We start from the raw sequence: 26,631 nt of genomic DNA, 5'->3' as shown, positions 1-26,631 counted from the left end.
TTTTAACCGCTGATTTTTTTGTATTATTTAAGCTTATTCTGTTTTAAATAGTCGGAGAGTCGTTCCATACCAAGTTCTAATGTTTCCATGTTATAGGCGTAGGAAATCCTCATATAGCCTTGCCCTAAAGGAGAGAAGGCATCTCCAGGTACTAGTGCCAATCTAGCTTGTTTTACTAAATCAAGTCCGAGATCAAAGGAAGTGGTTTGTTTTATGGGGAACTTTGGGAAAACATAAAAGGCCCCATCTGGTTTCATCGTTTCTAGTCCCATATCAACTAAACTGTTGTATACAAAGTTACGCCTTTTTACATAATCTTGACGCATCACATCCGCATCTGCTTTTCCTTCTGTAAGGGCTTCTAAGGCCGCGTGCTGGCTAATACTTGAAGGGCAAGACACATTATACTGATGTACCTTTAATAAGTGTTGTGCAATTGTTCTTGGTGCTAAAACATATCCGATTCTCCAGCCAGTCATAGAATGTGATTTTGATAAACCTTGAACAATAATGGTCTGTTCTTTGACCTCAGGGAATGTTCCTATGGAAACGTGCGACTTTTCATAGATTAATTCAGCGTATATTTCATCAGCTAAGATAAAAATGGACTTATTCTTGACTAAATTTACAATGTCTTCTAATTCTTCTTTCGACAAACTAACTCCTGTTGGGTTAGAGGGATAGGGTAAGACTATGCATTTGGTTTTTTCTGTTATGTATGACTCTAGAACTTCTGCTGTTGCTTTAAAGCCATGATCTCTTGTATCAGCGAAGATAGGCTTTGCTCCTGCTAACCTGATTAATGGCTCATACGCTGGATATATAGGTCCAGGCAAAATAACTTCATCACCAGCATTCAGGATTGTCCTAAACGTAATGTCGATAGCCTGAGACGCTCCAACAGTTGTAATAATTTCATCGTTTGGGTCATACTGCAAAGCGTATTTCTCATCCACATAATTAGCAATGGCTTCTCTCAGTGGAAGCATACCAGCATTATGTGTATAGGTTGTGAAATTTTGATCGATGGCCGATTTACCTGCTTCTTTCACATGCGTGGGCGTGGGGAAGTCAGGTTGACCAATCGTTAATGACACGACATCTCGTTCCCCTGATACTAGATTAAAGAATCTTCGTATACCTGATATTTGGATATTTGTTACTTGTTGATTTAGTAAATCTTCCATTTGTTAGCCTCCTACTAAAATGTTACAAAATGTTCAAATAATTAAAAAATATTAAGAAAATTCTATGATAAAATATATGATATAACAAGTTAAACACTACAGAAAAGGGGGTTTAACGATGAGACCAAGACTACCAGCTTTCGAAGAATTAGTAAATGAAAATAAGCAAAAAGTTATGCAAGACGACAAACTAATGAAAAAGATTGACCTTAAGATTGAGAAGAAGTATGGCGTAAAAAAGAACCAGGATTCAAAATCGAAAATGAATTAGTAATCAAAATTAATCATATCATTGTCATGCATGAATTTAAATGGATGAAATGACATAAAAACGAGGCACTCATCTAAAAAGGTGATTACCTCGTTTTCTCCTTTATAAATCAATGGTTGGGGGACCATGATTCCATGATTTTATGGGTACAGTTGAATTGGAAATTTAATTAGCCAATCTTTCAAATAAAACATGATTTTCTAAATGAATATGCTGGAAGGTGTCTTCTTCCAAATCCTTTAGACGATTATAAGTTATACGATACGTATTGCACGCTCCTTCAGGCAAGGTAAAATCATTCGTTACTTCACGAAGCTGCTTGAGAAGATTTCCTGCATGATCATGTTCGTCTTCAAGCTCTTGTACTCTTGCTAAGACATTTTCATCCTTACTTTCCTCGTATTGAAGAATTAGAGGGAAGACATCCTGTTCCTCCTTGATTTTATGTTCCTCTAGCTCCATTTGTAGCATGGAATTATCGATAAACATCTTTCAAATGAGGGTGTTTTCCTCCATGAACTCTAAATACTTTTGTTATAAGTGGACTTAATGCTGGTAATTCTTGACGTAAAAAATTATGGTGAACCTGAACAATATAGTCGATTAAAGTGGAATAGGAAGCTGCATCCCAGTCAGGCTGTTGATGGCCACGAGCCTTCCATTGGAGGCAGCTCTGTGAGTTAACTCACAAGCCGGCTGTGATATTGGTTTTCTTTTGCTTTGGAACTCTTTGAAGCATAATTACAGAGCCAATAATACAAAGCATGCCAAGCGCTTGAATAAAGGAAAATGCTTCTTGAAATAAGGTAATTCCAATCACTGTTGCAACAACCGGTTCAATAGTAGAGAAAATGGCAGCTTTAGAGGCTTCAACCTCCTTTAGTCCAATGGTGTATACAATGTAAGCAATAGCTGTTGGGAAAAATCCTAATCCAATCGCATAATATAGGGCAAAGGGTTCTGTAAGTATGGCTATTTTTTCATAAGGAAAAAAGGGAAGAGAACCAATCATAGCAACGATAAAAGTATACAGGGTAATCGTCTTACTATGATACTTTACAAGCGCATACTTACTGAACACACTATATAATGCATAGCCTAATCCTGAGCCCAAGCCAAATAGCAGAGCCATCAGATTAAAGGTTTGGATATCGAATGGAATGAGTTCGACGATAAAAATAATTCCTAACATTGATACAAATAACGCCATCCCCTTTGTTTTGGTAAAGGCTTCTTGAAATAGGATGCGTGACAAGATGGTTACAATAATAGGTGCTGTATATAATAGAGCTGTGGCAATTGGCAACGTCGAATAGTCCATTGCCGTAAACAAGCAAAAGTTAAAAAACATAATACTAAATATCCCTGTGCCTATAAAATATTTAAGATCGACAGGACTTTGTAATAAAAATACTTTTTTCTCTGTGATCAGGAAATAAATAACTAACAATATGGCAGTACTCGTTACCCTTAAGGCTACGACCTCTAAAGGCGTAAACCCATATGTATATAAGTGATTTACATACCATCCAATGGTTCCCCATAATGCAGCGCCCGTAAAAATTAAAATAAGTGCTCGTTTCATATGAAGCCCCCTTCATTTATATATATCCTGATTATACTTTAATCCGACTGTCCTAGGAATACAAAATATTCACTCTACTTTATGTATAAACCAACATAATTATAGTAAAACTGCTAATAGATGGAAGGAGGCATCAAGATGCGTGATATTCCAATGATGATCATTGACATGGGTAAGCTGTATCCTCTAGGGGTAACAGAAAGTCATATTCAGTTAGCTGTCAGTTTTTTGGCTATTATTATTTTCTATTACTGTTTACGACCTATGATTCGTTGGCTTATGTATCTAGAATGGAATAAGGTCATCACCTATGTTGTGGGTAGTTTGTTTTTGCTATGTGTGTTTGCCTTAGTGGAATTGTATCAAGGAGTCTATGAGACAGGTAATATGAGTTTTACAGACTTAGCGAATGCACTATCCGGAATAGTTGTATTCGGATTTTTCCTATTTATAATTCATTCAATTTCTTCTCTCGTTCAACATATAAAGGTAAAAAATAAAAAGAATACACAGCAGAGACAAATGAAAACCCAGAAAACCTAAAGTTTAGGCTTTCTGGGTTTTCGTTATGCCTCATCCAAGCTTTGGACAGACACGCTTTGCTTTTGATTGGGATTATCAATAGGGTGGATGGTTGCAAGACCATTCCCTTGATCCACGTGCTCAATATAAACATCCTGTCCATTATACATGACATTTACCATGCTTGTGGAAGATGCAATTTCCTGAGCTCTTTTTGGGTCCACTTTTATACTACCTCCTTTTATGTATACGTCCATCATAATATTTGATGGAAAGTAACAGGATATACAAAAAGGACATTATTTAGTGAAACCTGTGTACTTTTAGAATCGTAGAAAGTAATACAGGGGGTGGAATCATGGAGGCAATGATTATCTTTCCAATTATTTTATTTTTTATATTAGCCCTTTTCATTCTTAATATTGTAACAAGTATTTGGGCTTATCGTGATTCTATACGTAACGGAAATAGTAAAGAATATGCTATTGTCGTTTTAATAGGTACATTGTTCTTTCCAATTGTCGGTTTAATTGTCTATTTGGTTATTCGAAATGACTAGTAGACATTGAATAAATATTTTGTTGAGAGGATGATTTTTTGTGATTGTGACAACAACTAGTACATTACAAAATAAGGAAGTTGAGGAATACTTAGGAGTAGTTTTTGGGGAAACCATCATGGGCGCCAATGTCGTGAGAGACTTTCTCGCTGGTATTTCTGATATCGTTGGGGGAAGAAGCGGAACATATGAGAGTAAGCTCTCAGAGGGGCGTGAAATTGCAGTTCGAGAAATGAAAGAAAAAGCAGCCAATATGGGAGCTCACGCCATAATTGGAGTGGACTTAGATTATGAAACACTTCGTGATGGAATGATCATGATAGTGGCATCAGGTACTGCTGTTCGCCTTAAGTAGGTGAAAAAGCATTCCGGCCAAACTGGCAGGAATGCTTTTTTTAATTTAGCGATCAAAATAGCTCCATGTTTTTCGTTTACCTCCGGCTACCCAAGAGGAGATGGGACGGTTGTAAGAATAGGAGCGAGATTTTTTATTTTCTTTTGGTTTCCAGCCGATATAGTTATACAAAATAGTCTTAGCATTTTTTAGATTTAACTGAGGCTTTGGATTTCGATATGAATCATCAAGAGATCCCAGATGTTTTAATTGTTTGAAGTCTTCTCGCTTCGGCGGGAGATGAAAATAATAGTCGTCAACCTTTATTAAAAGAGTAGAATGCTGTTGACTAAATTTGGGGTGATTAGAATAGTGGAGTCCAATCTTTTTCGCTTTCTTTTCTGAGAAAAGCCTTTGTATTGCTTTTTGTTTAATGGAATACAAGTGGCGTGGGTCTGGTGCAGCCTTGGCATGTCGATTTACTACTGAAATCGCCTCTGCAATTTGTTTTGTTGAATATTGTTGATAATCATCCTTTTTCATTTTAATATCTCCTTTTTATATTGACTGAATGTAAATGTATAAGTAAATCAGCAAGAAGGGAACTCCTTCTCACTGATTCTCTAACTTCTTGATATCTTCTATAATGCTTTGAGAGGAGGAAGCTTTTAATCCTGGGTATTTCTTAATAGCTTGTCCTTCAGGATTGATCAAATAAAAAGATGTACCATGCGCAACCTGGTCCTCTCCCTCTACTTTAGAAACGAGTGTTTTAAAAGAATCGGCTGCAAATTTTTCGATTTCTTTTTGGGAATATCCAGTGAGGAAATCCCATTTAGAGAAATCTGCCCCATATTTCTTTCCATACTCCTTTAAGACTTCAGGTGTATCAACATTTGGGTCTGCACTAAAAGAGATGAGATGTACATCTTCCATTTCTTCATCTTTTAATTGTTGCTGCATTCGAGCCATATTTGGTGACATTGTTAAACATGCCGTCTCACAGCTAGTAAAAATAAAGTCTGCTACCCAATATGTACCCTTTAGATCCTCAAGTGAAACCTTTTCTTTGTCTTGGTTGGTGTAGGTGAAATCCTCTATTTCAAAATTGATATCTTGGGAAGCACTAGGCTGAGCGTTTTGATTTTGATCAGCAGCTGTGTTGCTCTCATTGTTTTCTTCATTGCCGCCACATGCATTTAGGACGAGTAAAGCTAAAAGTATAGCTCCAATAGGTTTGATCATTTTCATAGGTTCTGTCCTCCTGAATCCAGTAATCACTTATATTGTAACATGTAATGGAGGGAATAGCTGTTAATAATATTGTGACAATATTATAACTCTTCGCTTCTATTTTGTTGTAAACTATAGATATTAATTTCTGGCTTACATAGGAAACGAAATGGGAGTCTTGTTGTGCCTATACCCCTTGTTACAAATAATTGTAAAGGTCGGCTGCCAATTTGATATTTTCCTTCTACGTATTTTTCAGCAAAAGGAGGAGTAACGAGATAACCTAAAAAGGGTATTTGTATTTGTCCCCCATGGCTGTGGCCAGAAAACTGAATATCAACTGGGTAATGGACGGTATGATCAGCAAAATCAGGTTCGTGGCACATTAATATCGTAAACTGTTCTGGGTTTGCCTCTTTAAACGTCTCCTCTAGATCAGGTCTACCAAGCATCACATCATCGAGACCTGCCAACTGAATGGTCGACTGATCCTTTTGAATTGGGAGGGATTCATTTTTTAACAATTTAAACCCACTTAATTCCATCACATGGTTTAACGTTTCTGTTCCATATCCACCATGATCATGATTTCCATATACCCAGTATTTACCGAATGGGGCCTTGATTTTCGATAGAACTTGGATGCAGGCCTCAAATTCAATCTGTGGAAACATATTCGGTTCGTCTACTAAATCACCATTAAAAAGGACAAGATCTGGTTTTTGTTCATTAATGAGTTGGATTAATTCCTCAAACTGTCCTAAATCATAGTGAAATCCTAAATGGGTATCACCAAACTGAAGAATTTTAAAATTTTCAAAGGCAGGTGGCAATTTCGGAGAGAAAATGGAATCTTCCTTTATGGATAACATCGTAGGCTCAAGATGTTTAGAATAATAATACGTCCCCCCACTTAATCCTAACGTACCTAAAATACCATATGTAAAACGCTTTAAGAAAGAGCGCCGTGTCATTTGTTTTTTCATCACTTATCATCCTTGGAGTTTATCAAATCAATAGTAATTTTAGCATTTCAATAGACTATTTAATAGTGGTAAATGGATTATTTTCTTTATATTCTAATAGGGATTTTTTGGGAGCAATATTACTAGCAGCGACAAAATGAACAGGTTGCAGCTGGGGAAGGTTTAGTGGCACAAAAAATCTCGCATAGGATCTAACTTCGCTTCCTATGCGAGAACATATTTCAGAATCGTAAAAAAGTGAAAAGCACTGCCAAATACGACAAGGATATGCCAAATTGCATGGTGATAAGGGAATCCCCGCCATAGATAAAAAATAGTCCCAACTGAGTAGCATAATCCCCCCAATACAAGTAATAGGATACCGTTAAAAGCCAATTTAGAGCTTAATGGCTCCCACGCAATTACGATGAACCAACCAAGTAACATATATAGGAGCGTTGTCATAAACATAAATTTACGAACAAAAATAATTTTAAAAAGAACACCAAAAAGAGCTACACTCCAAACGGTCAGAAATAGCGTCCATCCAAGTGTGCCTTTAAGTAAAAGCAATGTAATAGGGGTGTACGTGCCTGCAATAAACAAAAAGATGGAACTGTGATCCAATATGAGAAAGAAATCCTTGAGCTTTCCCTCATTAAGTACATGAACAATAGTAGAGGAGATATACATCATAAACATGGTAATTCCGTAAATGATCACCGATATAATCTGCCAAACACTTCCCCCAGAGGCGTAGGTAATTAAGGTAGCTAGAGCAACAATACTTAAGAGTGCACCTACACCATGTGTAAGAGCATTTGCGATTTCTTCCTTTCTTGAGTAAGTATACACATTCATCACCTTTTGTCTTTTCTCACTTGTTATTTCTGTTTCCTATTTTGTAACATAATCATTTTTTTACTCTTTTGCTTTCGTTATTCTATGTATGAGCCCAAAAAGTGTGTGTGAATGTATAAGGTTGTATCGGAATTTGTTTTTCGAACTTTCCCTATATCTACCACATAATATATATTAAACAGAAATAAAGTAGGTGATATTGATGTTTTTCTACTGTTTAGAATGCTGTGTGATGACAGAGGATGAACATTTCTGTCCTGTATGTGGTAGTATGACCATTCAGCCAATCGAAATTAATGTTCAATATCAACAAGAACAGAAGCAAGATGATTAAACCCTTTAACTATGTTAAAATATAGAGGTGTTAGATTATAAGGTTTTTTGGATGAATCACCAAACCATTCAAAAACGAAATCTCCTGTGCAAAAAGGAGTGAACGACCACATGTTAAGTACAGAAAGCACAGAAATACTGGAAACAAAAATTAGCGATTTAATGATACCTTCAGAAAAAGTAGCCCATGTTCAAAACCAAAATCCACTTGAGCATGCTCTATTGGTCCTTGTAAAAACCGGTTATTCAGCTGTACCAGTGTTAGACGCTAACTTTCATTTTGAAGGAATTGTTAGTAAGACCATGATTATTGAGAGTATACTTGGTATTGAGCGTATTGAAGTGGAAAAACTATCAAAAATAACAGTTTCGTTTGTTATGGAGAAGGATGTTCCAACGATAAGAAAAGACGATACGTTTATGAAGGGATTAAAATTAGTCATCAATCGCCCTTTTGTTTGTGTAGTCGACGAAAGCGGTTATTTTGACGGTATTTTAACAAGAAGAGTTATTTTAAAACAGATGAACCGTTACTTACATGAAAATAATAAGAAGGACACGGAATAATTGTTGGCTACCGCCAACAATTTTTTCTAGTGTATAAGGAATTCTAAGGAAGCACAATACGCTTTCAAAGATTTCCTTTAACGTGGTCAAGTTTTCTTTATATTAAAACTAGATTTTCTAATGAATATAGCTTGTCAAAGGAAAGCGGGTTTTGATAAAGTTAAGAAAAACAATACAGAAGAGGTGTAAACGTCGTGAAAATGATGGATGCAAATGAAATTATTAATTTTATCTCAAACAGTACAAAATCAACACCTGTAAAGGTTTATGTAAAAGGTGGGGGATTAAACCAATTAGACTTTGGTGATGAAATTCAAGCCTTTGTTGAAGATACTTCAGGAGTATTATTTGGTGAATGGAAAGTCATTCAAGAGTTTTTAAATGTACATAGTGACGAAATTGCTGATTATGTAGTCGAAAATGACCGTCGCAATTCTGCTATTCCATTACTAGACCTAAAAGGTATTAATGCCCGAATCGAGCCAGGTGCTATTATTCGTGATCAAGTTGAAATTGGTGATGGTGCAGTAATTATGATGGGAGCTAGTATTAATATTGGTTCTGTTGTAGGTGAAGGTACCATGATTGATATGAATGTTGTACTTGGTGGCCGTGCAACAGTTGGTAAAAACTGCCACATTGGTGCGGGAACAGTGCTTGCAGGTGTCATCGAGCCACCTTCTGCAAAGCCAGTCGTGATTGAAGATGAGGTTGTCATTGGTGCCAATGCCGTTGTACTTGAAGGAGTAACGGTAGGAAAAGGCTCAGTTGTAGCAGCAGGTGCGATTGTAACTGAGGACGTACCTCCAAACACTGTAGTAGCTGGTACTCCAGCCAAGGTGATCAAGGAAATCGATGATCAAACAAAATCCAAAACAGAAATTAAAGTTGAGCTTCGTAAGCTCGATAACTAAGTTTGGAACAAGAACTCGACTTGTTCCTTGAATGGAGCAGGAGTTTTGAACTCCTGCTTTTCTTTTTTTTAGGCTATTTTCGTAGGCGGTATTTGGTTTTTATAGATATAAATCGCGACGTAATTAAATAGCTGTAAGACTCCCCAAGTCGTTCAGATGACGAGTGCATGCTTACCGTTTCAGAAAAAACAGCAAGGAGTCAAAAACGGGTGTCATGAGGGGTTCATGACGACCGTATTTCTGTTTCCGCTGATATTTCGCTTGTCATTAGTACCCTATAACCGTATTTCACTCTTTTTACCTTGTACGTCATGGATATCTCTACGCGTGTATTAATGAACCGCCGCGCCCGGTGGTATATCGCAGTTTATATCTTTTTAGACACATATAAAAGAGCGTTTTTCAAAGAAAGGTGTGATAACTATGAATCTACAAGAGATGCAGCAAATCAGAAGAGAACTGCACCAAATTCCTGAGCTTGGTTTTCAGGAGTTTAAAACTCAACAATATTTACTCCGTTACATAAAATCCTTACCCCAGGACTATCTTGAAATTGAAACGTGGAAGACAGGTATTTTTGTTCGAGTTCAAGGAAAACAAGGGGCTAAAACCATCGGCTACCGGACTGACATTGATGGACTGCCGATTACAGAAGAAACCGATTTTTCTTTTCAATCACAGCACGAAGGACAAATGCATGCTTGTGGTCATGACTTCCATATGACCATCGCCTTAAGTATGCTAAAAGAACTTACAAAGGAAAGACCAAGTCATAACGTACTAATGATTTTTCAGCCAGCTGAGGAGGGGCCGGGTGGGGCATTCCCTATGCTCCAGGCAGAGCAAATGAAAAAATGGCGTCCTGACGTAATATTTGCATTACACATTGCGCCAGAATTACCTGTGGGAACAGTTTCCTCAAAGGATGGCTTACTGTTTGCTAATACAAGTGAGCTATTTATTGATTTTAAGGGGAAAGGGGGTCATGCTGCTTATCCGCATCATACAAAGGATATGGTTGTTGCCGCTAGTGCATTTGTCACAGAGCTCCAACAAATTGTCGCTCGAATGGTAGACCCAATTGATTCAGCTGTGGTTACAGTAGGTAAGATTACAGGTGGTACCGTACAAAATATCATAGCCGAGCATTCCAGATTGGAAGGTACAATTCGCACCTTAAAAGCTGATACGATGGATGAGGTTAAAACAAGAATAGAAAAATTAGTTAGGGCTATTGAAATTCGTTATGACTGTAAAGGGATGATTGATTACGGGGCTAACTATTATCAGGTGTGGAACCATGCTGCGTATGTTCATCAGTTCGAAGTGGGAATGAAGGAGGCAGGGATAACCTTCAAACGTGCAAATCAGGCAATGACAGGGGAAGACTTTGGTTATATGTTGAAGGAAATCCCCGGGTTTATGTACTGGCTTGGTGTCGATTCCCCTTATGGTTTACATCATGCTAAATTGAATCCTAGAGAAGAGGCAATGGAAGTCGCGGTAAAAGCTAACCTGCACATTCTTCATAACCTTAAGTAAATCATTGCATAATATTACATCTCTCGGACAAACTACTAAAGACTTGTTACATGAGTGGTCGGAATTTGTGTTTTACTAAATACATAGTTCTGATTCACTTTACCAATTAAAATTTTCGATTTGAAATACGTAGGAGGTATGAAGCATGAAACGCGTCGGTGTAGAAGAATCTTTAGGGGATGTAAAAAGTGCATTACAGGAAAAGGGGTATGATGTAGTAGATTTACACACGATGGATGATGCTGCAAATTGTGATTGTTGTGTTGTGACTGGAGTCGATCAAAATGTGATGGGAATGACTGCAGACGTACCAGGAGGCTCTGTAATACAGGCTAAAGGTATGAGTGCTAATGACGTACTACATGAGGTTGAAGAACGCCTAAACCATACATCTTAATATTTTGTGGCTTTATGGAAAACTACTTATTTTGAAAAAAGGTGTTAAATCAAAAGGATGTCCCAAGATTACTGGGACATCCTTTCTTAATTTTCTTAATGGTGATGATAAAGTATGTGTTCTAGTTACCGTTTTATTGCTCCGTTAAAATTAATGGGCCATCTTTAGTAATGGCAAGTGTATGCTCATATTGGGCGGAAAGCTTTCCGTCTATTGTTCTCGCTGTCCAGCCATTGTCATCCATTTTAGATTGCCATGCTCCGACATTGACCATAGGCTCAATTGTAATGACCATACCTTCTTTTAAGCGTAGACCCTTTCCAGGAGAGCCATAATGTAGAATGGTTGGTTCCTCATGTAAAGTATCTCCTATGCCATGTCCTGTGAATTCGCGTACAACAGAGAAATTTTCACCCTCTACATAGGATTGAATTGCATGACCAATGTCACCCACACGATTTCCAACAACCGCTTGCTCAATCCCTTTATAAAGAGACGTTTTCGTTACATCTAGTAATCGCTGTTTTTCTTCATCAATGTTATCACCAACATGATACGTCCAAGCAGAATCAGCTAACCCACCGTTTAAATTCACTACCATATCGACGGTAACAATATCCCCTTCCTCCAGAGGTGTTGTTCGAGGGAAACCATGACAAATCTCATCATTTATGGAAGCACAAGTAGCGTATTCATAGCCTTGATAGCCTTTTTGTTCGGGAGTTGCTCCATGCTTGGCTAAGAACTTTTCTACAAATTGATCAATTTCCATGGTAGTAATCCCTGGTTTAATCATCTTAGCAATTTGTCTATGGCATTCCGCCAGTAATTTTCCAGCTTCATGCATTAACATAATTTCACGTTTGCTTTTTCTACTGATCATAGGGTGTCTCTCTCCTGACATTTAAATTCTCTATAAACATTATACACAAAATGTCTTAATTCTTGTGTATATATGCACACATATTTCATTTAATGTTTTTTTGTTACATTAACTTGATGTGGGTAAGGAATCTCAATACCTGCTTGATCAAGTGCGGCCTTTAATTCTTTACGTAATTGTCTTTCCACATCCCATTGTTCCAGGTTTTCGGTTTGAGCAATAATACGCAACACAACATCGGATGAGCCAAAACCTTGCACACCTACAACATCGGGGCCCTCTTTTATTCTGTCATCTTTAGCTGCAAAATCATCACAAACTTTTTGAAGTAATTGAATGGCTTCGGCCACATTTTCTTCATAGGCAATACTTATATCCACTAACGCTCTCATATTTCCTCTCGAATGGTTGCTGACATTTGAAATATTTCGATTAGGAATGAAATGTAAGGTGCCATCAAAATCTCTAATTTTGGTCGTTCGTAGCCCTAGTTCTTCAACAATTCCTGATAAACCGGCTGCTGTTACATAATCTTCAACTTCAATTTGTCGTTCTAATAAAATAAAAAATCCCGTCACGACATCACTCACAAGTCCTTGAGCACCAAAACCAATGGCTAGTCCAACAACTCCCGCACCGGCTAATAAAGGGGCGATTGGTATGTGAAAAATACTAAGAAGAGTGATAATTAAAACAAATAGGATAGCGTAGGAATAAACGTTAATTAACAGTTTTTCTAATGTCTTAGCTCTATTTTCACTTAACCTTTGCTTTTCGGTCATTTTCATAACCGTTGATGTGATAAGTTTTTTTCCAATTGGTGAAATAATCATATAAGCAATAACGACTAATAGTATACGTAACCCTACATACATGGCATCCTTCAATATAGGGTATAAGTCATATCCAAAAAATCCATAAAAATTCTCCCTTCTGATTTGTATTGCCTTTACTATTTCATACCACAAAAAGTCATATTTAATCAATTATTAACAAAATAACAGAAGATTTTGATTCTAATTGTTTACTTTTGATCTTTCGTGGCGATAATAGGACTAGTTATTTGACCATTAAAATTGAAATCCGTTATAATATGTCATGTTCGTCGAATGACATCAATATAACTATCTACATTTTATTTGGAGGGATTACATATGACAGAACGCATGGTAGGTAAACAAGCACCTCGTTTTGAAATGGAGGCTGTATTACCAAACAAGGAATTTGGCAAAGTATCTTTAGAGGAAAACATGAAGAATGATAAGTGGACAGTTCTTTTCTTCTATCCAATGGACTTTACTTTTGTATGTCCTACTGAAATTACAGCTATGTCTGATCGCTACGATGAGTTTGAAGACTTAGATGCTGAAGTAATTGGAGTGTCTACAGATACAGTTCACACTCACTTAGCTTGGATTAACACTTCTCGTGATGACAATGGTCTTGGTGACTTAACATATCCATTAGCTGCAGACCATAACCATAAAGTTTCTCGTGAATATGGTGTATTAATTGAAGAAGAAGGTGTAGCACTACGTGGATTATACATCATTAATCCTGAAGGAGAGCTTCAATATCAAACAGTGTTCCATAACAATATTGGCCGTGATGTTGATGAAACTCTTCGCGTATTGCAAGCCCTACAAACTGGTGGCTTATGCCCAGCTAACTGGAAACCAGGCCAAGATACTTTAAAGGTTTAATTGGTTCATTTTTTAGGGGGTCTAACATATCAGTGTTAGACCTTTTCATTTTACGTTTAGAGGGAGGACAAAAACATGAAATTAAGAGAGCAAATGCCAGAACTTAATGGCGCAACAGAGTGGTTTAATGGCAAGTTCACTAGAGATGATTTAATCGGCAACAAACCAACATTAATTCATTTTTGGTCAGTAAGCTGTCATTTATGTAAAGAGGCAATGCCAAAGGTTAATGCTTTTCGCGATCAATATCAGGATGAGTTGAATGTAATGGCTGTTCATATGCCACGCTCTGAAAAAGACCTAGATCTTGATCAAATTAAAGAGGTTGCTGATGAACACGGCATTACACAGCCAATTTTTGTGGATAATCAGCATGAACTTACTGACGCATTTGATAATCAATATGTGCCAGCTTATTATGTATTTGATGAAACAGGCCAACTTCGCCATTTCCAAGCTGGTGGAGGCGGAATGAAGATGCTCGAAAAACGAGTGAACCGTGTATTAGGCCAGAAAAAATAATGATTAAAGAAGAAGCCAAGCATCTGCCATTTGTGGGATGCTTGGCTTTTATTTATGGTTTTTTAGTTAACTCTTTTAGTATTTATTTCAATGTGTGAAAAGGATTTTCAACCATATACTATGTTTGAATCCTTAAAAAGGGGTGAAGGGAATGGATAATCAACAAATGAATCCAAACAACATGAATCAAAATCCTGCTGCAATGGGACAAGGTTTTAACCACGGTGGACATGAAGTTATGGATCTTCATGAGGTATTAGGTGGAATCATTGGACTGCAAGAGCAATATATGATTTACCGCCAAAATATCCAAGATCAGGAGTTACTCAATATACTTGACCATCAAAAGCAGTTCATAAGTGATCAATACAACGTGATGGTTGAAGCTTTTTCGACTGGTCAAAAACCATCAAAGCCAACTTCCACGTATCAAATGAATCAAGATAACAATGTCACTTATGGGTTAACTCCATCTCAGCCGAAAAAACCGAAACAATCCGTTAATGAAATTAATGATCAATGCTATTCAAGCTTTATGATGGGGCTGTTAAAAGCAAATTCAACAGCCTTAACCACTGCATCTCTTGAAGCAACAAACCCAGTTGTGCGCAGAGTATTAGCGGATAGCATACCAAACTTTATTGAAATGGCTTATGAGATTTTCTTATATCAAAACAAAAATGGTTATTACCAGGTACCACAGTTACAGCAACAGGATATGCAACAAATTTTAAATGGCTTTGCCCCAGTACAAGGAACACAAATGCAATAAAATTACCAAAAAGAAGATGCCTCCATAAATGGGGGCATTTTCTTTTTGGCTTAGAATAAAATGACAGAGATTAATAAATGTAATAAAATTTTGTGATTAAAAATTTTTAAGAAAATTAAATAAAAAGGCTAGAAATTTATTTCGAAAATCGTTATATTAATATATACGTGACAAATTTATGAAAAAAGGAGGGGGAGCTTTGGATACTTTTCGAAAGCTTAAACAGTTTTATTGGCCTTACAAGAAATTCTTATTTATATCCTTGTTTTTTTTATTGTTTGTAACAGGGATAACTGTTGTTTATCCAATGGTCCTTCAAATAACAATTGATGAAGTGGTGTTAGGGGGGAGATACAATCTCATTCCCATTTTAGCCTTTGGTTTTATAGCCATTATGGCTGTGAAAGGGATTTCAACTTATTTTCATCAATACTTAGGGGAATTATTTGGTATTCAATCTGTATACGTTTTGCGACATGCATTGTATAAAAAATTGCAGAAGCTATCCTTTAAATATTACGATAATGCGAAGACAGGAGACTTAATGTCCCGTTTGACTTCCGATGTCGAAGGGTTTCGTTTCTTTCTTTCGTTCGGGTTTGCTGCCGTCATTCGCATAACTTTACTAATATTGATTAGCTTAGTGGTTATGTTCTATTATTCTGTACCTTTAGCGCTCGTTACGATGGCCTCCATGCCATTCTTAGCTGTTGTCACATATCGTTTTGATAAAAAGGTACACCCTGCATTTAGAGGGATTCGGAAATCATTAGGGCGCTTAAATACAAGAGTACAGGAAAATGTAAGTGGTATTCATACGGTAAAGTCTTTATCTCGTGAAGATTTTGAAATTGGTCGTTTTTCTGATTCGAATGGGAATTACCGAGAGCATTACTTACATACGGCAAACGTATGGTCAAAGTTTTTCCCTTTAATGGAATTCATTGGAAATGTAAGTGTTGTTCTACTACTTTCCTTTGGTGGTTATTTAGTAATCGGTGGGGAACTGCAGCCAGGTGAATTAGTAGCCTTTTTTAGCTTGGTTTGGTATATCGTCTGGCCTTTAACCGATTTTGGGTTTGTCATTAACCAATTCTCACAGGCAAAAGCCTCTGGAGAGCGTTTATTGGAGATTTTGGAACAGGAAGAGGATATTAAGGAGCAACCTAATGCGGAAGAAAAACTACGCATAAATGGTCATGTAACATTTAAAGACGTTACGTTAACCTATGTTGAAGACGATGATGAAGCCTTAAAAAATATTTCCTTCGATGCACCTCCTGGAAAAGTGTTGGGGTTAATCGGTTCAACGGGGTCTGGTAAAACAAGTATTACACAGCTGATTACCCGATTCTATGAGCCAGAACAAGGGGAAGTGTTAATTGATGGGAAGCCTGTTCAAGATTATTCTTTAAAGAGTATTCGTAAAAATATCGGGTTTGTACTACAGGAGGCTTTTTTATTCTCCACAACGATTAAGGAAAACATCCGATATGGAAACCCAGATGCGTCTATGGATGAGGTCATTGATGCAGCCAAACGCGCTCAAGCCCATGACTTTATTATGGAGATGCCTAATGGATATGATACCATGCTTGGGGAACGAGGAATGGGTCTCTCAGGTGGACAAAAACAGCGTATTGCCATAGCTCGGGCGATTCTAATAAATCCTAGTATATTAATTCTTGATGATGCCACATCAGCAGTAGATATGGAAACAGAATTTAAAATTCAAAAGGCATTAAAAGAAGTCATGAAGGGCCGCACTACGTTTATTATTGCACACCGTATTTCCTCCTTAAAGCATGCAGATGAAATATTGGTGCTTGAGGATGGGGAGGTTGTGGAACGAGGCGTTCATGAAGACCTATTGAAGAATGAAGGAACGTATCAACGAATTTATGATATTCAATATCAGGATAAAGATGTGATTTTAGAGCATCAACATGGATAGGGGGGATATAATGGGTAAGAAGAATAAACAAACAGAAAGTAAACATTTAAAAAGATTTCATTACACAATAGATACAGCTGTTGATAAGCCGTTTAACTGGCAACAGATGGTCCGTTTGATGAAGTTTATGAAGCCTTATGCGAAAACATTATTGCCAGCTGCTATGATCGCTATGCTGATTTCAACGGCTGTGCGTCTTGTTGTTCCAATCATTATTGGTCGGCTAACCATAGACCACGCTTTAGCCAATCGAGACACTGGTTTATTGGTTCAGCTAGTCATCTTTATTGGATTATTGTATTTGTTTAATTATATAGCTAACATGCTGCGAATTCGTTGGGTGAATCAATTAGGCCAAAATGTCATTTATGATTTGAGAGACAGTTTATTTTCTCATGTACAGCGATTATCCCATCGCTTTTTTGATTCCAAGTCAGCAGGCTCCATATTGGTTCGGATATTAAATGATGTCAATTCACTACAGGAACTATTCACAAACGGGATCATTAACCTATTAATGGACATTGTCACCTTAACAGGTATATTGGTCATAATGTTTATTCTAAGTCCTAAGCTTGCCTTGGCTGTTATGATTATATTGCCAATTATGTTTTTCATATCGACGAAGCTTAGAAAAAATATTCGTCGTTCTTGGCAACAGGTTAGAATTCAGCAGTCTCGCTTGAATTCACATTTAAATGAAAGTATTCAAGGAATCAGGGTTACACAATCCTTTTCACAGGAAAAAGAAAACACAGAGTTTTTCGGTGGTGTTAATCGGGATAACTTTGAAAGATGGCGAATTGCTACAAAGAAAAGTGCGATGTTCCGCCCGTTCGTTGAAATGAGTAATGCTATTGGAACAGCTATCTTAATCTGGTACGGTTCTCATTTAATCTTAACTGATCCAAACATGACAACTGGTATTTTTGTATCCTTTGCCTTCTACTTAGGTATGTTTTGGGATCCAATTTCTAGACTTGGTCAGGCCTATAACCAACTGTTGATGGCGATGTCTTCCTCTGAGAGAATCTTTGAATTTTTAGATGAACAACCAAATGTAAAAGAACGTGAGGATGCAACAGAGCTAAAGGATATTAAAGGACATATTGAGTTTGATCAGGTGAAGTTTTCATATGATGAAGACCGTATTGCATTGCATCAAATTTCGCTTGAAATGAAGGCTGGTCAAACCGTAGCGCTTGTGGGTCATACTGGCTCAGGTAAATCAACCATCGCAAACTTAATCAGTCGCTTTTATGACCCAACAGAGGGGGCTGTGAAGGTAGACGGTCACAATTTACGTGATGTCACACTGGATAGTCTACGTCAAAATATAAGTGTCGTGCTTCAGGATACGTTTATTTTCTCCGGAACCATAATGGAAAATATCCGTTTTGGTCGTCCCGACGCCACAGATGAGGAAGTCATTGAAGCGTCTAAAGTAGTTGGAGCCCATGATTTTATTTTACGCTTAGCTGATGGCTATGAAACCGAGGTAGAAGAGCGAGGTAACATTTTATCAGTTGGAGAACGTCAGCTACTATCCTTTGCGCGTGCCTTATTGGCAAACCCAAGAATTATTATTTTAGATGAAGCAACGGCAAGTATTGATACGGAAACAGAGCAAAAAATACAAAGCGCCCTAAACAGGCTTCTGAAAGGACGAACTTCGATCATTATCGCTCACCGCTTATCAACCATTCGTGAGGCTGATCACATCATTGTATTAGAGAATGGTCGCATAATTGAACAAGGTAGCCATGATGTATTAATGAAGCATCAAGGTGAGTACTATGATTTAGTTAAAGCACAATTTCAGATGCTTGGTGCTTCCTAATAACGTAAAAAAACCTCTCCACTATCTAGTGGAGAGGTTTTGCTTTTAAAAATCCTCAGGAAATGGATATAAACTGAATAAAAACACCGCAACCATAATGCCAAATAATGCTCCAAAAAACACTTCCAAAGGCTTATGTCCAAGTAACTCCTTTAGTTTTTCTTTCGTTTCATAGTTTTTTGTATTCGGGTGCTTAAGAATTTCGAGAAGACCATTAAAATCCTGAACCAATTGATTTAAAAGCTCCGCATGCTCACCGGCCTGTCGTCTCACACCAGTAGCATCATGCATCACCACTACAGTCAGGATAAAGCTAATGGCAAAGTCATTGGAGTGGATACCTTCCAATATGCCAATCGCAGTTGTGAGGGCGACGACAGTAGCGGTATGAGAGCTTGGCATCCCCCCAGTGCTGAATACTAATTTAAAGTTCCATTTGTTCGTTTTTATGTAATTTAAAGGTATTTTTATGACCTGTGCTAAAATTGTGGCCATTAATGCTGAAAAAATAGGATATGAAATAATCATATACCTTCCCCCGTTTCCTTTTTGTATCGTTTGTTAATTGGTTTGAATTTATACTTATCAGGTTTTTTACGGGCAACAGTGAATTAATTTTAAAGGAGTGAGCAAAAACATTCAAGCATCACAATAACAAAAATATACCTTTCTCCTATAAAGTGCATATGTTAGACTGATAGCAGTACAAGTGAGTTTAGATAGGAGAGCTTGTTATGAAAAAGAAAGAATATGCAGTAATAGGACTTGGGCGTTTCGGAGGCAGTATCTGTCAGGAATTGAGTAAGGAAGGAATGCAAGTACTCGCAATAGATATGGATCCGGACAGGGTTGATGACTTTAAAGATATAGCCTCGCATGCTGTTATTGCAGATACGACCGACGAGAAAGTATTAAAAGAATTAGGTATTCGGAATATTGATCATGTTATTGTTGCAATTGGGGATAACATTCAATCCAGTATCCTGACAACAATCATTCTAAAAGAGCTAGGCATAAAGAAAATCACAGTTAAGGCACAAAATGATTACCATGAGAAAGTGTTAATAAAAATTGGGGCTGATTATGTTGTCCACCCTGAACGGGATATGGGGAAACGTATAGCCCATCACATCATCTCTAGTAATGTACTTGATTACCTCGAGCTTTCAGATGAGCATAGTGTAGTGGAAGTGAAGGCAGGCGTAAAAATGGGGGGCAAAACCCTTATTGACCTAGATATACGTGCAAGATATGGGTGTAACATTGTGGCGATTAAAAGAGGAAGGGAAGTCATAGTCTCTCCCATGGCAACTGAAGAAATCCACCATGATGATGTTCTAATTGTGATAGGAGCCGATAAAGATATTTCTAGATTTGAGAAAAATTTGGTTGTGGATGATGATTAAGAGGAAAAAAAGAGATGTTCACCTTTTTAAAGGGTGAACATCTCTTTTTCATTATACTTCCATGATAATCGGAAGAATCATTGGCTTACGTTTTGTCTTATCATAAAGGAATGGAGCAATGGTATCGGTAATTTCATTTTTTATTTCTGACCATTGACTTGTGCGTCTTTCCATTACTTTTTCTAAATGCTTAGAAACAAGTTTTTGTGCCTCTTTGATTAAATCCTCTGACTCACGCATATAGACAAAACCGCGAGAAATAATATCTGGACCTGCTGAAATTTTGAATTCCTTCATGTTGATACTCACAACAACTATGACAAGTCCTTCCTCAGATAGGATTCGTCGGTCTCGAAGAACAATATTTCCGATGTCTCCTATACCGCTACCATCAACATAGATAGACCCTGAAGGAATTTTTCCTGCAAAGGAGGCAGTGTCTTTTCCTAACGCAAGAACATCTCCGTTATCTAAGACAAAGCTATCCTTATAGTCAATGCCACAATCACTAGCTAGTTTTGTATGCTCTACTAACATGCGATATTCACCATGAATGGGCATGAAATATTTAGGCTGCATTAACCTAAGCATGAGCTTTTGCTCTTCTTGGCTACCGTGACCAGATGTATGAATGTCATTTAGAGAGCCGTGAATGACATCTGCACCTGCACGGTACAGCATGTTAATAATTCGACTTACACTAATGGTGTTACCTGGAATAGGTGATGAAGAAAATACAACCGTATCTCCAGGTTGAATTTGAATTTGACGATGTGAACCATTGGCGATACGGGAAAGGGCTGCCATTGGTTCTCCTTGTGATCCTGTGCATAGTATTGCCACTTCATTGCTTGGGAGACGGTTGATTTGAGACGCCTCAATAAAAGTATCTTCTGGTGCCTGAATGTATCCGAGTTTTTTACCTACTTCAATATTTTTCTCCATACTACGGCCAAAAACAGCGATTTTACGATTGTTTTTAACTGCTGCCTCTACAGCCTGCTGTAGACGATGGATATTCGAAGCGAAAGTAGCGAAAATAATTCTTCCATCTACATTATTAAAGATGTCGTGGATACTTTGGCCAACAACACGTTCAGATAAAGTGAAACCAGGAACCTCACTGTTCGTACTATCAGACAACAAGCATAATACTCCGTCTCTACCTATCTCAGCCATTTTAGTTATATTGGCTGGTTCTCCTACAGGTGTAAAATCAAACTTGTAATCACCTGTGTGAACGATATTACCAGGAGGTGTTTTTACTACGATACCATAGGAATCAGGAATACTGTGAGTTGTTCGGAAAAAGGATACTGCCGTCTTTCGGAATTTAATAATATCGTCTTCTTGAATGGTATGGAGTTCTGCATTACGCAATAACCCATGTTCTTCTAACTTACTCTTGATTAAACCGATCGCTAATTTTCCACCATAAATAGGGATGTTAATTTCTCGTAATAAATAGGGGATTCCACCAATATGGTCTTCGTGACCATGAGTGATGAATAATCCTTTGATTTTATCTACGTTTTGAACTAGGTAAGAGTAGTCTGGAATTACGTAATCAATTCCTAAAAGTTCGTCCTCTGGAAACTTAATTCCAGCATCTATAAGGACAATTTCGTCTTGGAATTGAATGCCGTACGTATTCTTTCCAATCTCCCCTAGACCACCTAGTGCAAAAACAGCTGCTTGATCATTTTTTACAAACTTCATCGTTATAGTTTCTCCACTTCAAAATTTTCTTGGCGTTTTTCGTATTCTAGATGGTTTTCGTTAAGCAGTACGATATGCTCAATATTAATATTACGATCGGATAATTTTCTGCGAATCATTTGTTCGCTTTCAGCTTCAACATACAAAGCTTGGGTCCGTTCTCTTATAGGAACTTCCTCCGGATTCTCTTGATAAAGTACTTTGTAAATCATGTAGATCTCTCCTTACTAGATTAAATTCATATCCTTTGTTCCATTGGTAATATATCCTGATGTTTGTATCGACATAGTCCTGGTTAATTTCTGACGGAGGAAATACTATGCTAAATTTTTACGACCCAAAAGATTTTTCCAACGCTTTTTTAGCTTTTCCCGTAAACGCTTAAGCATTATGGCATATCTCCTTTCTTCATATTGAAAAAGCTAAGAAAAAACGTAATATATTTTGTTCGCCGACCCTTCCCAAGTACTTTTAGTATAATATGGTTTTCATAATAATGAAATAGATAACCCTTAAAGTTATTCATAAATTTTATTTTTCGAGTAGTCATATCCTTATCATAACCAATATTTACAAAGATAATTTATTAGAAAAACTTGGATTTGTTTTTATATAGAATAAAGGACCAGAGCTAATCATCTGGTCCAAAAAATTTCGTTTTCATTAAGCTTGATCTGCTGGTGTTGCATTATCTGGAGCTTTGAATGGGTCGTCTTGATTAATATGGTCGTAAAACATAATTCCGTTTAAGTGATCAATTTCATGCTGAAACACAATGGCTGCATAACCTTTAAGGCGTAATTTGATTTCATTCCCATCTAAATCTACGGCCTTCAATGTAATTCGAGCATGACGTGGTACAATACCTGGGACTTCACGATCAACACTTAAGCACCCCTCACCAGTTGATAGGTACGTTCCTTCAACTGAGTGACTGACGATTTTAGGATTGAATAATCCATAACTATATAACCGTTCATTAAAATCATAAAAGTGAATGGCTATCATTCGTTTATTTAGTCCTAATTGGGGTGCAGCCAAACCTACACCAGCTCGTAATTTATATTTATTTGCTACTTCTTCATTTTGACTATTTTTAAGAAATTGCAGCATCTCTTGTAGTGTTTCTTTATCCTCAGCAGTTGGAGGAAGTGGAACTTCTTCAGCAACTTCTCTTAAAGCTGGATGGCCTTCGCGCACGATATCATCCATTGTAATCATCTTAAGCACTCCTCTATACATCAAATTTCATAAAATTTATTTTATACCATCAGTATTTATAAGTCGAGTCGGATGGTATTTTAAGGATAAACTGAAAGAAGGAATTCAGAATTAACCATCATTTTTGCTTTATATAAAACATATATGATAGAAAGATAAATGTGTTATACTTTATATTACGTTAGTAAGCGATAAGGAGGAAGGAAAATTGCGAAAGATATACGGGATCACAGCATTGATTTTCGTAATGTTCTTAATGACCGCGTGTCAAGAAAATCCTTCTGCTTCTGAAAAAATGTACAATCATTTAGAGAAAGCAGTCGAGCTAGAGCAAAATTTTGAGAAACAGCAAGAGCCAATGACTTCTTTAGAAAATCAAGAAAAAGAGCTTTATGACCAAATCATTGATTTAGGCAAAAGTGAAATGGAAAAAATTAAGGAACTATCTGATCAGGCAATTGAACTTTTAAATGAGAGAAGAAGTATCTTAAAAGCCGAGAAAGAAAGTATTGATTCGGCGAAAGAAGAGTTTGATAAAATTGCCCCTCTAAAGGAAGAGCTAGAAACAGAAGAACTCAAAACAAAAGCTGAAGAAATGGAAGAGGCGATGAATCAACGCTACGAAGCCTATGGTCAATTACATAGTGCATATTCTAAAGCTCTGGATTTAGACGAAGAGTTATATAATATGCTAAAAGATGAAGAGCTTGAAAAGGAATCTTTAGAAAAACAAATTGATAAGATTAATAAAAGCTATGAAGAAATATTTAGTGTAAACGAAAAATTCAATCAGGCTACAGAAAAGTATAATCAATTGAAGCAAGATTTTTATGAATTAGCAGAGATGGATGTTAAATTTGAAGAAGAATAATTTTAAACCTTATCCCAAAATTTAGGGATAAGGTTTTTTAAATCCTTTCAAATGTAACAGGAAGGATAGATAACTAGTACAGAACTCTATTTATGGTAGTACAGGCTTTGTCGAATTTTGCGGTGTTATAAAACAGGAAAAGCGCTTACATTATTGTTTTGGATAGAAAATGTTAAATGTTTGACGATGTAGGTTTTTTAGGCTAAACTACAAAACGTAAAATAAATTGTACTAATCAAATTAGCATAATTTAATGTAACAGATTCACGGTTATGAATTCTCATTAGAAAAGGAGTAAAAAACGAAATTCAGTGTACTTCTTGGCTGTTTTTGGGAAACATATTGGTGGAGATGATTTTATTAGGAAAGGATAGGTGAATCAAGTTGAAAAATACACTTGAGAACATCGAGAATCAATTTGAAATGATTCAGATTTTAAATGAAGAAGGCGAAATTGTTAACGAAAAAGAAATGCCTGAACTATCTGATGACGACTTGAAAGAGCTTATGCGTCGTATGGTTTATACGCGAGTTTTAGATCAGCGTTCAATTGCATTGAATCGCCAAGGACGTCTAGGTTTCTATGCACCTACAGCTGGTCAAGAGGCATCACAGCTTGGTAGTCATTTTGCGATGGAAAAAGAAGATTTCCTATTACCAGCATATCGTGATGTACCTCAGCTTATCTGGCATGGTCTTCCACTATATCAAGCGTTCTTATTCTCTCGTGGACATTATCACGGAAATCAAATGCCTGAGGGTGTTAATGCACTAAGTCCACAAATTATTATTGGTGCACAATACGTCCAAGCAGCTGGTGTAGCACTAGGCTTCAAAAAGCGTGGCGAGAAAGCAATTGCTTTAACGTATACAGGTGATGGTGGTGCATCACAGGGTGACTTTTATGAAGGAATCAACTTTGCCGGTGCATACAAAGCTAACGCCGTATTTGTTGTTCAAAACAACCATTTTGCGATTTCTGTACCGGTAGAAAAGCAATCTGCAGCAAGCACTGTTGCTCAAAAGGCTGTAGCAGCAGGAATTCCTGGTGTTCGTGTTGATGGAATGGACGTTTTAGCTGTTTATAAAGCAGTTCGTGAGGCGAGAGAACGTGCGATTAACGGTGAAGGTCCTTCCCTAATTGAAACTGTTACGTACCGTTATGGTCCACATACAATGGCAGGGGACGATCCAACTCGTTATCGTACAGAAGAGTTAGATGACGAATGGGAAAAGAAAGATCCATTGATTCGTTTCCGTAAATACTTAGAGAACAAAGGTCTATGGTCAGAGGAAGAAGAAAACAAGACCATTGATGAGGCAAAAGAGGAAGTAAAGGCGGCTATCAAGAAAGCGGATGGCGTTGAAAAGCAAAAGGTTACTGACCTAATGTCTCTCATGTACGAAGAACTTCCATCTAACTTACAGGAACAAATGGAAGAATATAAAGAGAAGGAGTCGAAGTAAATCATGGCACAAATGACGATGATTCAAGCGATAACTGATGCTATGCGTATAGAACTGAAAAATGATGAGAACGTATTAGTATTCGGTGAAGACGTTGGCCAAAACGGCGGTGTGTTCCGTGCAACTGAAGGCTTACAAAAAGAATATGGCGAAGACCGTGTATTTGATACTCCGCTAGCAGAATCTGGTATTATTGGTCTAGCTGTTGGTTTGTCCACTCAAGGTTTCCGTCCTGTGCCTGAAATCCAATTCTTTGGCTTTGTATATGAGGCAATGGATGCCATTAGTGGTCAAGCTGCTCGTATGCGTTATCGTAGTGGAGGTACGAAAAATGCGCCAATCACAATTCGCTCTCCATTTGGTGGCGGTGTTCATACACCAGAATTACATGCGGACAGCCTAGAAGGGTTAGTGGCACAGCAACCTGGTTTAAAGGTTGTAATCCCATCAACTCCTTACGATGCGAAAGGACTATTGATATCTGCAATTCGTGATAACGATCCAGTTATTTACTTAGAACATATGAAACTTTATCGTTCTTTCCGTGGTGAGGTGCCTGAGGAAGAATATACGATTGATCTTGGCACAGCCGATGTGAAGCGTGAAGGCTCTGATATTACATTAGTAAGTTATGGCGCCATGGTTCACTCAGCATTAAAAGCTGCTGATGAGCTAGAAAAAGAAGGCGTGAGTGCTGAGGTTATTGATTTAAGAACAGTTAGCCCTATTGATTATGATACGATTATGGAATCTGTTAAGAAAACAAATCGTGTTGTAGTAGTACAAGAGGCCCAACGTCAAGCGGGAGTTGCTGCAAACGTAGTATCAGAAATTCAAGAGCGTGGTATTTTACATCTTGAAGCTCCTGTTTTAAGAGTTACAGCTCCTGATACAGTTTATCCGTTTACTGCAGCTGAAGAAGTATGGTTACCAAACCATGAAGATATTGTAGAAAAAGCGAAGCAGGTTATCAACTTCTAATAGAAATATATGTTTACAACGA

The 26,631-nt window shown here is 37.3% G+C and carries 33 protein-coding genes; 19 read left to right on the top strand and 14 right to left on the bottom strand.

The window, feature by feature from the left end; all coding sequences use genetic code 11:
* Window positions 1-23 precede the first annotated feature (23 nt).
* Complete coding sequence (locus GH754_RS04450; RefSeq protein ID WP_153727517.1) at window positions 24-1,187, bottom strand: aminotransferase A; 1,164 nt, start codon at window positions 1,185-1,187, stop codon at window positions 24-26.
* 118 nt (window positions 1,188-1,305) lie between these two features.
* On the opposite strand from GH754_RS04450, the gene GH754_RS04445 reads away from it, so the two are divergent.
* Complete coding sequence (locus GH754_RS04445; RefSeq protein WP_153727516.1) at window positions 1,306-1,458, top strand: FbpB family small basic protein; 153 nt, start codon at window positions 1,306-1,308, stop codon at window positions 1,456-1,458.
* 165 nt (window positions 1,459-1,623) lie between these two features.
* Here the strand turns inward: GH754_RS04445 and GH754_RS04440 are convergent, their stop codons facing one another.
* Window positions 1,624-1,947: a hemerythrin domain-containing protein gene (locus GH754_RS04440; protein ID WP_153727515.1), complete on the bottom strand. Its 324-nt coding sequence runs from the start codon at window positions 1,945-1,947 to the stop codon at window positions 1,624-1,626.
* A gap of 60 nt (window positions 1,948-2,007) precedes the next feature.
* On the opposite strand from GH754_RS04440, the gene GH754_RS19785 reads away from it, so the two are divergent.
* Window positions 2,008-2,142 carry a hypothetical protein gene (locus tag GH754_RS19785; RefSeq protein WP_267206651.1) on the top strand — a complete coding sequence of 45 codons (135 nt, stop codon included), beginning with the start codon at window positions 2,008-2,010 and terminating at the stop codon, window positions 2,140-2,142.
* Between the two features lies 1 nt (window position 2,143).
* Here GH754_RS19785 and GH754_RS04435 read toward each other — a convergent pair whose 3' ends face one another.
* Window positions 2,144-3,043 (bottom strand): DMT family transporter, encoded by a 900-nt coding sequence (locus GH754_RS04435; protein WP_153727514.1) that lies wholly within the window; start codon window positions 3,041-3,043, stop codon window positions 2,144-2,146.
* Between the two features lie 138 nt (window positions 3,044-3,181).
* On the opposite strand from GH754_RS04435, the gene GH754_RS04430 reads away from it, so the two are divergent.
* A complete protein-coding gene (locus tag GH754_RS04430) occupies window positions 3,182-3,586 on the top strand; it encodes a hypothetical protein (RefSeq protein WP_153727513.1) in 405 nt (134 codons plus the stop codon).
* Window positions 3,587-3,609: 23 nt separating this feature from the next.
* On the opposite strand, the gene GH754_RS04425 is transcribed toward GH754_RS04430, so the two are convergent.
* Window positions 3,610-3,789, bottom strand: coding sequence for a small acid-soluble spore protein H (locus tag GH754_RS04425; RefSeq protein WP_323741853.1), 180 nt, complete (start codon window positions 3,787-3,789; stop codon window positions 3,610-3,612).
* A 134-nt stretch (window positions 3,790-3,923) separates the two neighbouring features.
* Between GH754_RS04425 and GH754_RS04420 the strand changes: the two genes are divergently transcribed.
* Window positions 3,924-4,124 (top strand): PLDc N-terminal domain-containing protein, encoded by a 201-nt coding sequence (locus tag GH754_RS04420; protein WP_153727511.1) that lies wholly within the window; start codon window positions 3,924-3,926, stop codon window positions 4,122-4,124.
* Window positions 4,125-4,164: 40 nt separating this feature from the next.
* Window positions 4,165-4,479, top strand: a complete 315-nt coding sequence (locus GH754_RS04415; protein WP_323741852.1) for a YbjQ family protein — start codon at window positions 4,165-4,167, stop codon at window positions 4,477-4,479.
* Window positions 4,480-4,524: 45 nt separating this feature from the next.
* On the opposite strand, the gene GH754_RS04410 is transcribed toward GH754_RS04415, so the two are convergent.
* The 4 genes from GH754_RS04410 to trhA all read right to left on the bottom strand — a co-directional run bounded on the left by GH754_RS04410 (window position 4,525) and on the right by trhA (window position 7,520).
* Window positions 4,525-5,001, bottom strand: a complete 477-nt coding sequence (locus GH754_RS04410) for a YkyB family protein (RefSeq protein WP_153727510.1) — start codon at window positions 4,999-5,001, stop codon at window positions 4,525-4,527.
* A gap of 69 nt (window positions 5,002-5,070) precedes the next feature.
* Window positions 5,071-5,709, bottom strand: a complete 639-nt coding sequence (locus GH754_RS04405) for an SCO family protein (RefSeq protein ID WP_228550121.1) — start codon at window positions 5,707-5,709, stop codon at window positions 5,071-5,073.
* Between the two features lie 83 nt (window positions 5,710-5,792).
* Window positions 5,793-6,677: a metallophosphoesterase gene (locus GH754_RS04400; RefSeq protein ID WP_228550120.1), complete on the bottom strand. Its 885-nt coding sequence runs from the start codon at window positions 6,675-6,677 to the stop codon at window positions 5,793-5,795.
* Window positions 6,678-6,881: 204 nt separating this feature from the next.
* On the bottom strand, window positions 6,882-7,520 hold the full coding sequence (gene trhA / locus GH754_RS04395; RefSeq protein WP_323741851.1) for a PAQR family membrane homeostasis protein TrhA: 639 nt from the start codon (window positions 7,518-7,520) through the stop codon (window positions 6,882-6,884).
* Between the two features lie 199 nt (window positions 7,521-7,719).
* On the opposite strand from trhA, the gene GH754_RS19780 reads away from it, so the two are divergent.
* From GH754_RS19780 to GH754_RS04375, 5 genes are all read left to right on the top strand, one after another.
* The gene (locus GH754_RS19780) at window positions 7,720-7,851 is read left to right on the top strand and encodes a hypothetical protein (RefSeq protein ID WP_267206650.1); all 132 of its coding nucleotides are present in this window, start codon (window positions 7,720-7,722) and stop codon (window positions 7,849-7,851) included.
* 110 nt (window positions 7,852-7,961) lie between these two features.
* Window positions 7,962-8,417: a cyclic-di-AMP-binding protein CbpB gene (cbpB, locus tag GH754_RS04390; RefSeq protein WP_153727509.1), complete on the top strand. Its 456-nt coding sequence runs from the start codon at window positions 7,962-7,964 to the stop codon at window positions 8,415-8,417.
* A gap of 194 nt (window positions 8,418-8,611) precedes the next feature.
* On the top strand, window positions 8,612-9,331 hold the full coding sequence (gene dapD, locus GH754_RS04385) for a 2,3,4,5-tetrahydropyridine-2,6-dicarboxylate N-acetyltransferase (protein ID WP_323741850.1): 720 nt from the start codon (window positions 8,612-8,614) through the stop codon (window positions 9,329-9,331).
* Between the two features lie 423 nt (window positions 9,332-9,754).
* Complete coding sequence (locus GH754_RS04380; RefSeq protein WP_153727508.1) at window positions 9,755-10,873, top strand: N-acetyldiaminopimelate deacetylase; 1,119 nt, start codon at window positions 9,755-9,757, stop codon at window positions 10,871-10,873.
* A gap of 145 nt (window positions 10,874-11,018) precedes the next feature.
* Window positions 11,019-11,270 (top strand): YkuS family protein, encoded by a 252-nt coding sequence (locus GH754_RS04375; RefSeq protein ID WP_153727507.1) that lies wholly within the window; start codon window positions 11,019-11,021, stop codon window positions 11,268-11,270.
* Between the two features lie 133 nt (window positions 11,271-11,403).
* Here GH754_RS04375 and map read toward each other — a convergent pair whose 3' ends face one another.
* Window positions 11,404-12,153, bottom strand: a complete 750-nt coding sequence (map, locus tag GH754_RS04370) for a type I methionyl aminopeptidase (protein ID WP_153727506.1) — start codon at window positions 12,151-12,153, stop codon at window positions 11,404-11,406.
* 89 nt (window positions 12,154-12,242) lie between these two features.
* The gene (locus GH754_RS04365; protein ID WP_153727505.1) at window positions 12,243-13,028 is read right to left on the bottom strand and encodes a mechanosensitive ion channel family protein; all 786 of its coding nucleotides are present in this window, start codon (window positions 13,026-13,028) and stop codon (window positions 12,243-12,245) included.
* 279 nt (window positions 13,029-13,307) lie between these two features.
* Here GH754_RS04365 and GH754_RS04360 point away from each other — a divergent pair, with 279 nt between their 5' ends.
* The 5 genes from GH754_RS04360 (at window position 13,308) to GH754_RS04340 (ending at window position 18,944) form a co-directional block, all read left to right on the top strand.
* On the top strand, window positions 13,308-13,856 hold the full coding sequence (locus GH754_RS04360) for a peroxiredoxin (protein WP_153727504.1): 549 nt from the start codon (window positions 13,308-13,310) through the stop codon (window positions 13,854-13,856).
* Between the two features lie 75 nt (window positions 13,857-13,931).
* A complete protein-coding gene (locus GH754_RS04355) occupies window positions 13,932-14,378 on the top strand; it encodes a TlpA family protein disulfide reductase (protein WP_153727503.1) in 447 nt (148 codons plus the stop codon).
* Between the two features lie 151 nt (window positions 14,379-14,529).
* Window positions 14,530-15,150 (top strand): spore coat protein, encoded by a 621-nt coding sequence (locus tag GH754_RS04350; protein ID WP_153727502.1) that lies wholly within the window; start codon window positions 14,530-14,532, stop codon window positions 15,148-15,150.
* Window positions 15,151-15,349: 199 nt separating this feature from the next.
* Window positions 15,350-17,104, top strand: a complete 1,755-nt coding sequence (locus GH754_RS04345; RefSeq protein WP_153727501.1) for an ABC transporter ATP-binding protein — start codon at window positions 15,350-15,352, stop codon at window positions 17,102-17,104.
* A 10-nt stretch (window positions 17,105-17,114) separates the two neighbouring features.
* Window positions 17,115-18,944 (top strand): ABC transporter ATP-binding protein, encoded by a 1,830-nt coding sequence (locus tag GH754_RS04340; RefSeq protein WP_153727500.1) that lies wholly within the window; start codon window positions 17,115-17,117, stop codon window positions 18,942-18,944.
* A 45-nt stretch (window positions 18,945-18,989) separates the two neighbouring features.
* On the opposite strand, the gene GH754_RS04335 is transcribed toward GH754_RS04340, so the two are convergent.
* Window positions 18,990-19,472, bottom strand: a complete 483-nt coding sequence (locus GH754_RS04335) for a divergent PAP2 family protein (protein ID WP_153727499.1) — start codon at window positions 19,470-19,472, stop codon at window positions 18,990-18,992.
* Window positions 19,473-19,678: 206 nt separating this feature from the next.
* On the opposite strand from GH754_RS04335, the gene GH754_RS04330 reads away from it, so the two are divergent.
* Window positions 19,679-20,350, top strand: a complete 672-nt coding sequence (locus tag GH754_RS04330) for a potassium channel family protein (RefSeq protein WP_153727498.1) — start codon at window positions 19,679-19,681, stop codon at window positions 20,348-20,350.
* 51 nt (window positions 20,351-20,401) lie between these two features.
* On the opposite strand, the gene rnjA is transcribed toward GH754_RS04330, so the two are convergent.
* From rnjA to def, 3 genes are all read right to left on the bottom strand, one after another.
* Window positions 20,402-22,069: a ribonuclease J1 gene (rnjA, locus tag GH754_RS04325; RefSeq protein WP_153727497.1), complete on the bottom strand. Its 1,668-nt coding sequence runs from the start codon at window positions 22,067-22,069 to the stop codon at window positions 20,402-20,404.
* Window positions 22,070-22,071: 2 nt separating this feature from the next.
* Window positions 22,072-22,281, bottom strand: a complete 210-nt coding sequence (locus GH754_RS04320) for a DNA-dependent RNA polymerase subunit epsilon (protein WP_153727496.1) — start codon at window positions 22,279-22,281, stop codon at window positions 22,072-22,074.
* Window positions 22,282-22,732: 451 nt separating this feature from the next.
* Window positions 22,733-23,290, bottom strand: a complete 558-nt coding sequence (gene def / locus GH754_RS04315) for a peptide deformylase (RefSeq protein ID WP_153727495.1) — start codon at window positions 23,288-23,290, stop codon at window positions 22,733-22,735.
* A 208-nt stretch (window positions 23,291-23,498) separates the two neighbouring features.
* Between def and GH754_RS04310 the strand changes: the two genes are divergently transcribed.
* The 3 genes from GH754_RS04310 to GH754_RS04300 all read left to right on the top strand — a co-directional run bounded on the left by GH754_RS04310 (window position 23,499) and on the right by GH754_RS04300 (window position 26,609).
* Window positions 23,499-24,161: a YkyA family protein gene (locus tag GH754_RS04310; protein WP_228550119.1), complete on the top strand. Its 663-nt coding sequence runs from the start codon at window positions 23,499-23,501 to the stop codon at window positions 24,159-24,161.
* Between the two features lie 384 nt (window positions 24,162-24,545).
* Complete coding sequence (gene pdhA / locus GH754_RS04305) at window positions 24,546-25,628, top strand: pyruvate dehydrogenase (acetyl-transferring) E1 component subunit alpha (protein WP_153727494.1); 1,083 nt, start codon at window positions 24,546-24,548, stop codon at window positions 25,626-25,628.
* Window positions 25,629-25,631: 3 nt separating this feature from the next.
* Window positions 25,632-26,609, top strand: coding sequence for an alpha-ketoacid dehydrogenase subunit beta (locus GH754_RS04300; RefSeq protein WP_153727493.1), 978 nt, complete (start codon window positions 25,632-25,634; stop codon window positions 26,607-26,609).
* Window positions 26,610-26,631 lie beyond the last annotated feature (22 nt).

The organism is Salinibacillus xinjiangensis (assembly GCF_009649735.1).
Lineage (GTDB): Bacteria > Bacillota > Bacilli > Bacillales > Alkalibacillaceae > Salinibacillus > Salinibacillus xinjiangensis.
Note: the sequence above shows the minus strand (reverse complement) of the source record. Positions and strands in the feature narration are given on the sequence as shown.

Bases quoted from the DNA above. Each gene is read 5' to 3' on its own strand.
- def (WP_153727495.1), bottom strand. From the start codon at position 23,290: ATGATTACAATGGATGATATCGTGCGCGAAGGCCATCCAGCTTTAAGA.
- GH754_RS19785 (WP_267206651.1), top strand. From the start codon at position 2,008: ATGCTGGTAATTCTTGACGTAAAAAATTATGGTGAACCTGAACAATAT.
- map (WP_153727506.1), bottom strand. From the start codon at position 12,153: ATGATCAGTAGAAAAAGCAAACGTGAAATTATGTTAATGCATGAAGCT.
- GH754_RS04445 (WP_153727516.1), top strand. From the start codon at position 1,306: ATGAGACCAAGACTACCAGCTTTCGAAGAATTAGTAAATGAAAATAAG.
- rnjA (WP_153727497.1), bottom strand. From the start codon at position 22,069: ATGAAGTTTGTAAAAAATGATCAAGCAGCTGTTTTTGCACTAGGTGGT.
- GH754_RS04435 (WP_153727514.1), bottom strand. From the start codon at position 3,043: ATGAAACGAGCACTTATTTTAATTTTTACGGGCGCTGCATTATGGGGA.
- GH754_RS04320 (WP_153727496.1), bottom strand. From the start codon at position 22,281: ATGATTTACAAAGTACTTTATCAAGAGAATCCGGAGGAAGTTCCTATA.
- GH754_RS04380 (WP_153727508.1), top strand. From the start codon at position 9,755: ATGAATCTACAAGAGATGCAGCAAATCAGAAGAGAACTGCACCAAATT.
- GH754_RS04430 (WP_153727513.1), top strand. From the start codon at position 3,182: ATGCGTGATATTCCAATGATGATCATTGACATGGGTAAGCTGTATCCT.
- GH754_RS04440 (WP_153727515.1), bottom strand. From the start codon at position 1,947: ATGTTTATCGATAATTCCATGCTACAAATGGAGCTAGAGGAACATAAA.
- GH754_RS04340 (WP_153727500.1), top strand. From the start codon at position 17,115: ATGGGTAAGAAGAATAAACAAACAGAAAGTAAACATTTAAAAAGATTT.
- GH754_RS04450 (WP_153727517.1), bottom strand. From the start codon at position 1,187: ATGGAAGATTTACTAAATCAACAAGTAACAAATATCCAAATATCAGGT.
- GH754_RS04365 (WP_153727505.1), bottom strand. From the start codon at position 13,028: ATGTATGTAGGGTTACGTATACTATTAGTCGTTATTGCTTATATGATT.
- GH754_RS04335 (WP_153727499.1), bottom strand. From the start codon at position 19,472: ATGATTATTTCATATCCTATTTTTTCAGCATTAATGGCCACAATTTTA.
- cbpB (WP_153727509.1), top strand. From the start codon at position 7,962: ATGTTAAGTACAGAAAGCACAGAAATACTGGAAACAAAAATTAGCGAT.
- GH754_RS04405 (WP_228550121.1), bottom strand. From the start codon at position 5,709: ATGAAAATGATCAAACCTATTGGAGCTATACTTTTAGCTTTACTCGTC.
- GH754_RS04360 (WP_153727504.1), top strand. From the start codon at position 13,308: ATGACAGAACGCATGGTAGGTAAACAAGCACCTCGTTTTGAAATGGAG.
- GH754_RS04330 (WP_153727498.1), top strand. From the start codon at position 19,679: ATGAAAAAGAAAGAATATGCAGTAATAGGACTTGGGCGTTTCGGAGGC.
- GH754_RS04355 (WP_153727503.1), top strand. From the start codon at position 13,932: ATGAAATTAAGAGAGCAAATGCCAGAACTTAATGGCGCAACAGAGTGG.
- GH754_RS04420 (WP_153727511.1), top strand. From the start codon at position 3,924: ATGGAGGCAATGATTATCTTTCCAATTATTTTATTTTTTATATTAGCC.
- GH754_RS04410 (WP_153727510.1), bottom strand. From the start codon at position 5,001: ATGAAAAAGGATGATTATCAACAATATTCAACAAAACAAATTGCAGAG.
- GH754_RS04300 (WP_153727493.1), top strand. From the start codon at position 25,632: ATGGCACAAATGACGATGATTCAAGCGATAACTGATGCTATGCGTATA.
- GH754_RS04375 (WP_153727507.1), top strand. From the start codon at position 11,019: ATGAAACGCGTCGGTGTAGAAGAATCTTTAGGGGATGTAAAAAGTGCA.
- GH754_RS04350 (WP_153727502.1), top strand. From the start codon at position 14,530: ATGGATAATCAACAAATGAATCCAAACAACATGAATCAAAATCCTGCT.
- GH754_RS19780 (WP_267206650.1), top strand. From the start codon at position 7,720: ATGTTTTTCTACTGTTTAGAATGCTGTGTGATGACAGAGGATGAACAT.
- GH754_RS04400 (WP_228550120.1), bottom strand. From the start codon at position 6,677: ATGAAAAAACAAATGACACGGCGCTCTTTCTTAAAGCGTTTTACATAT.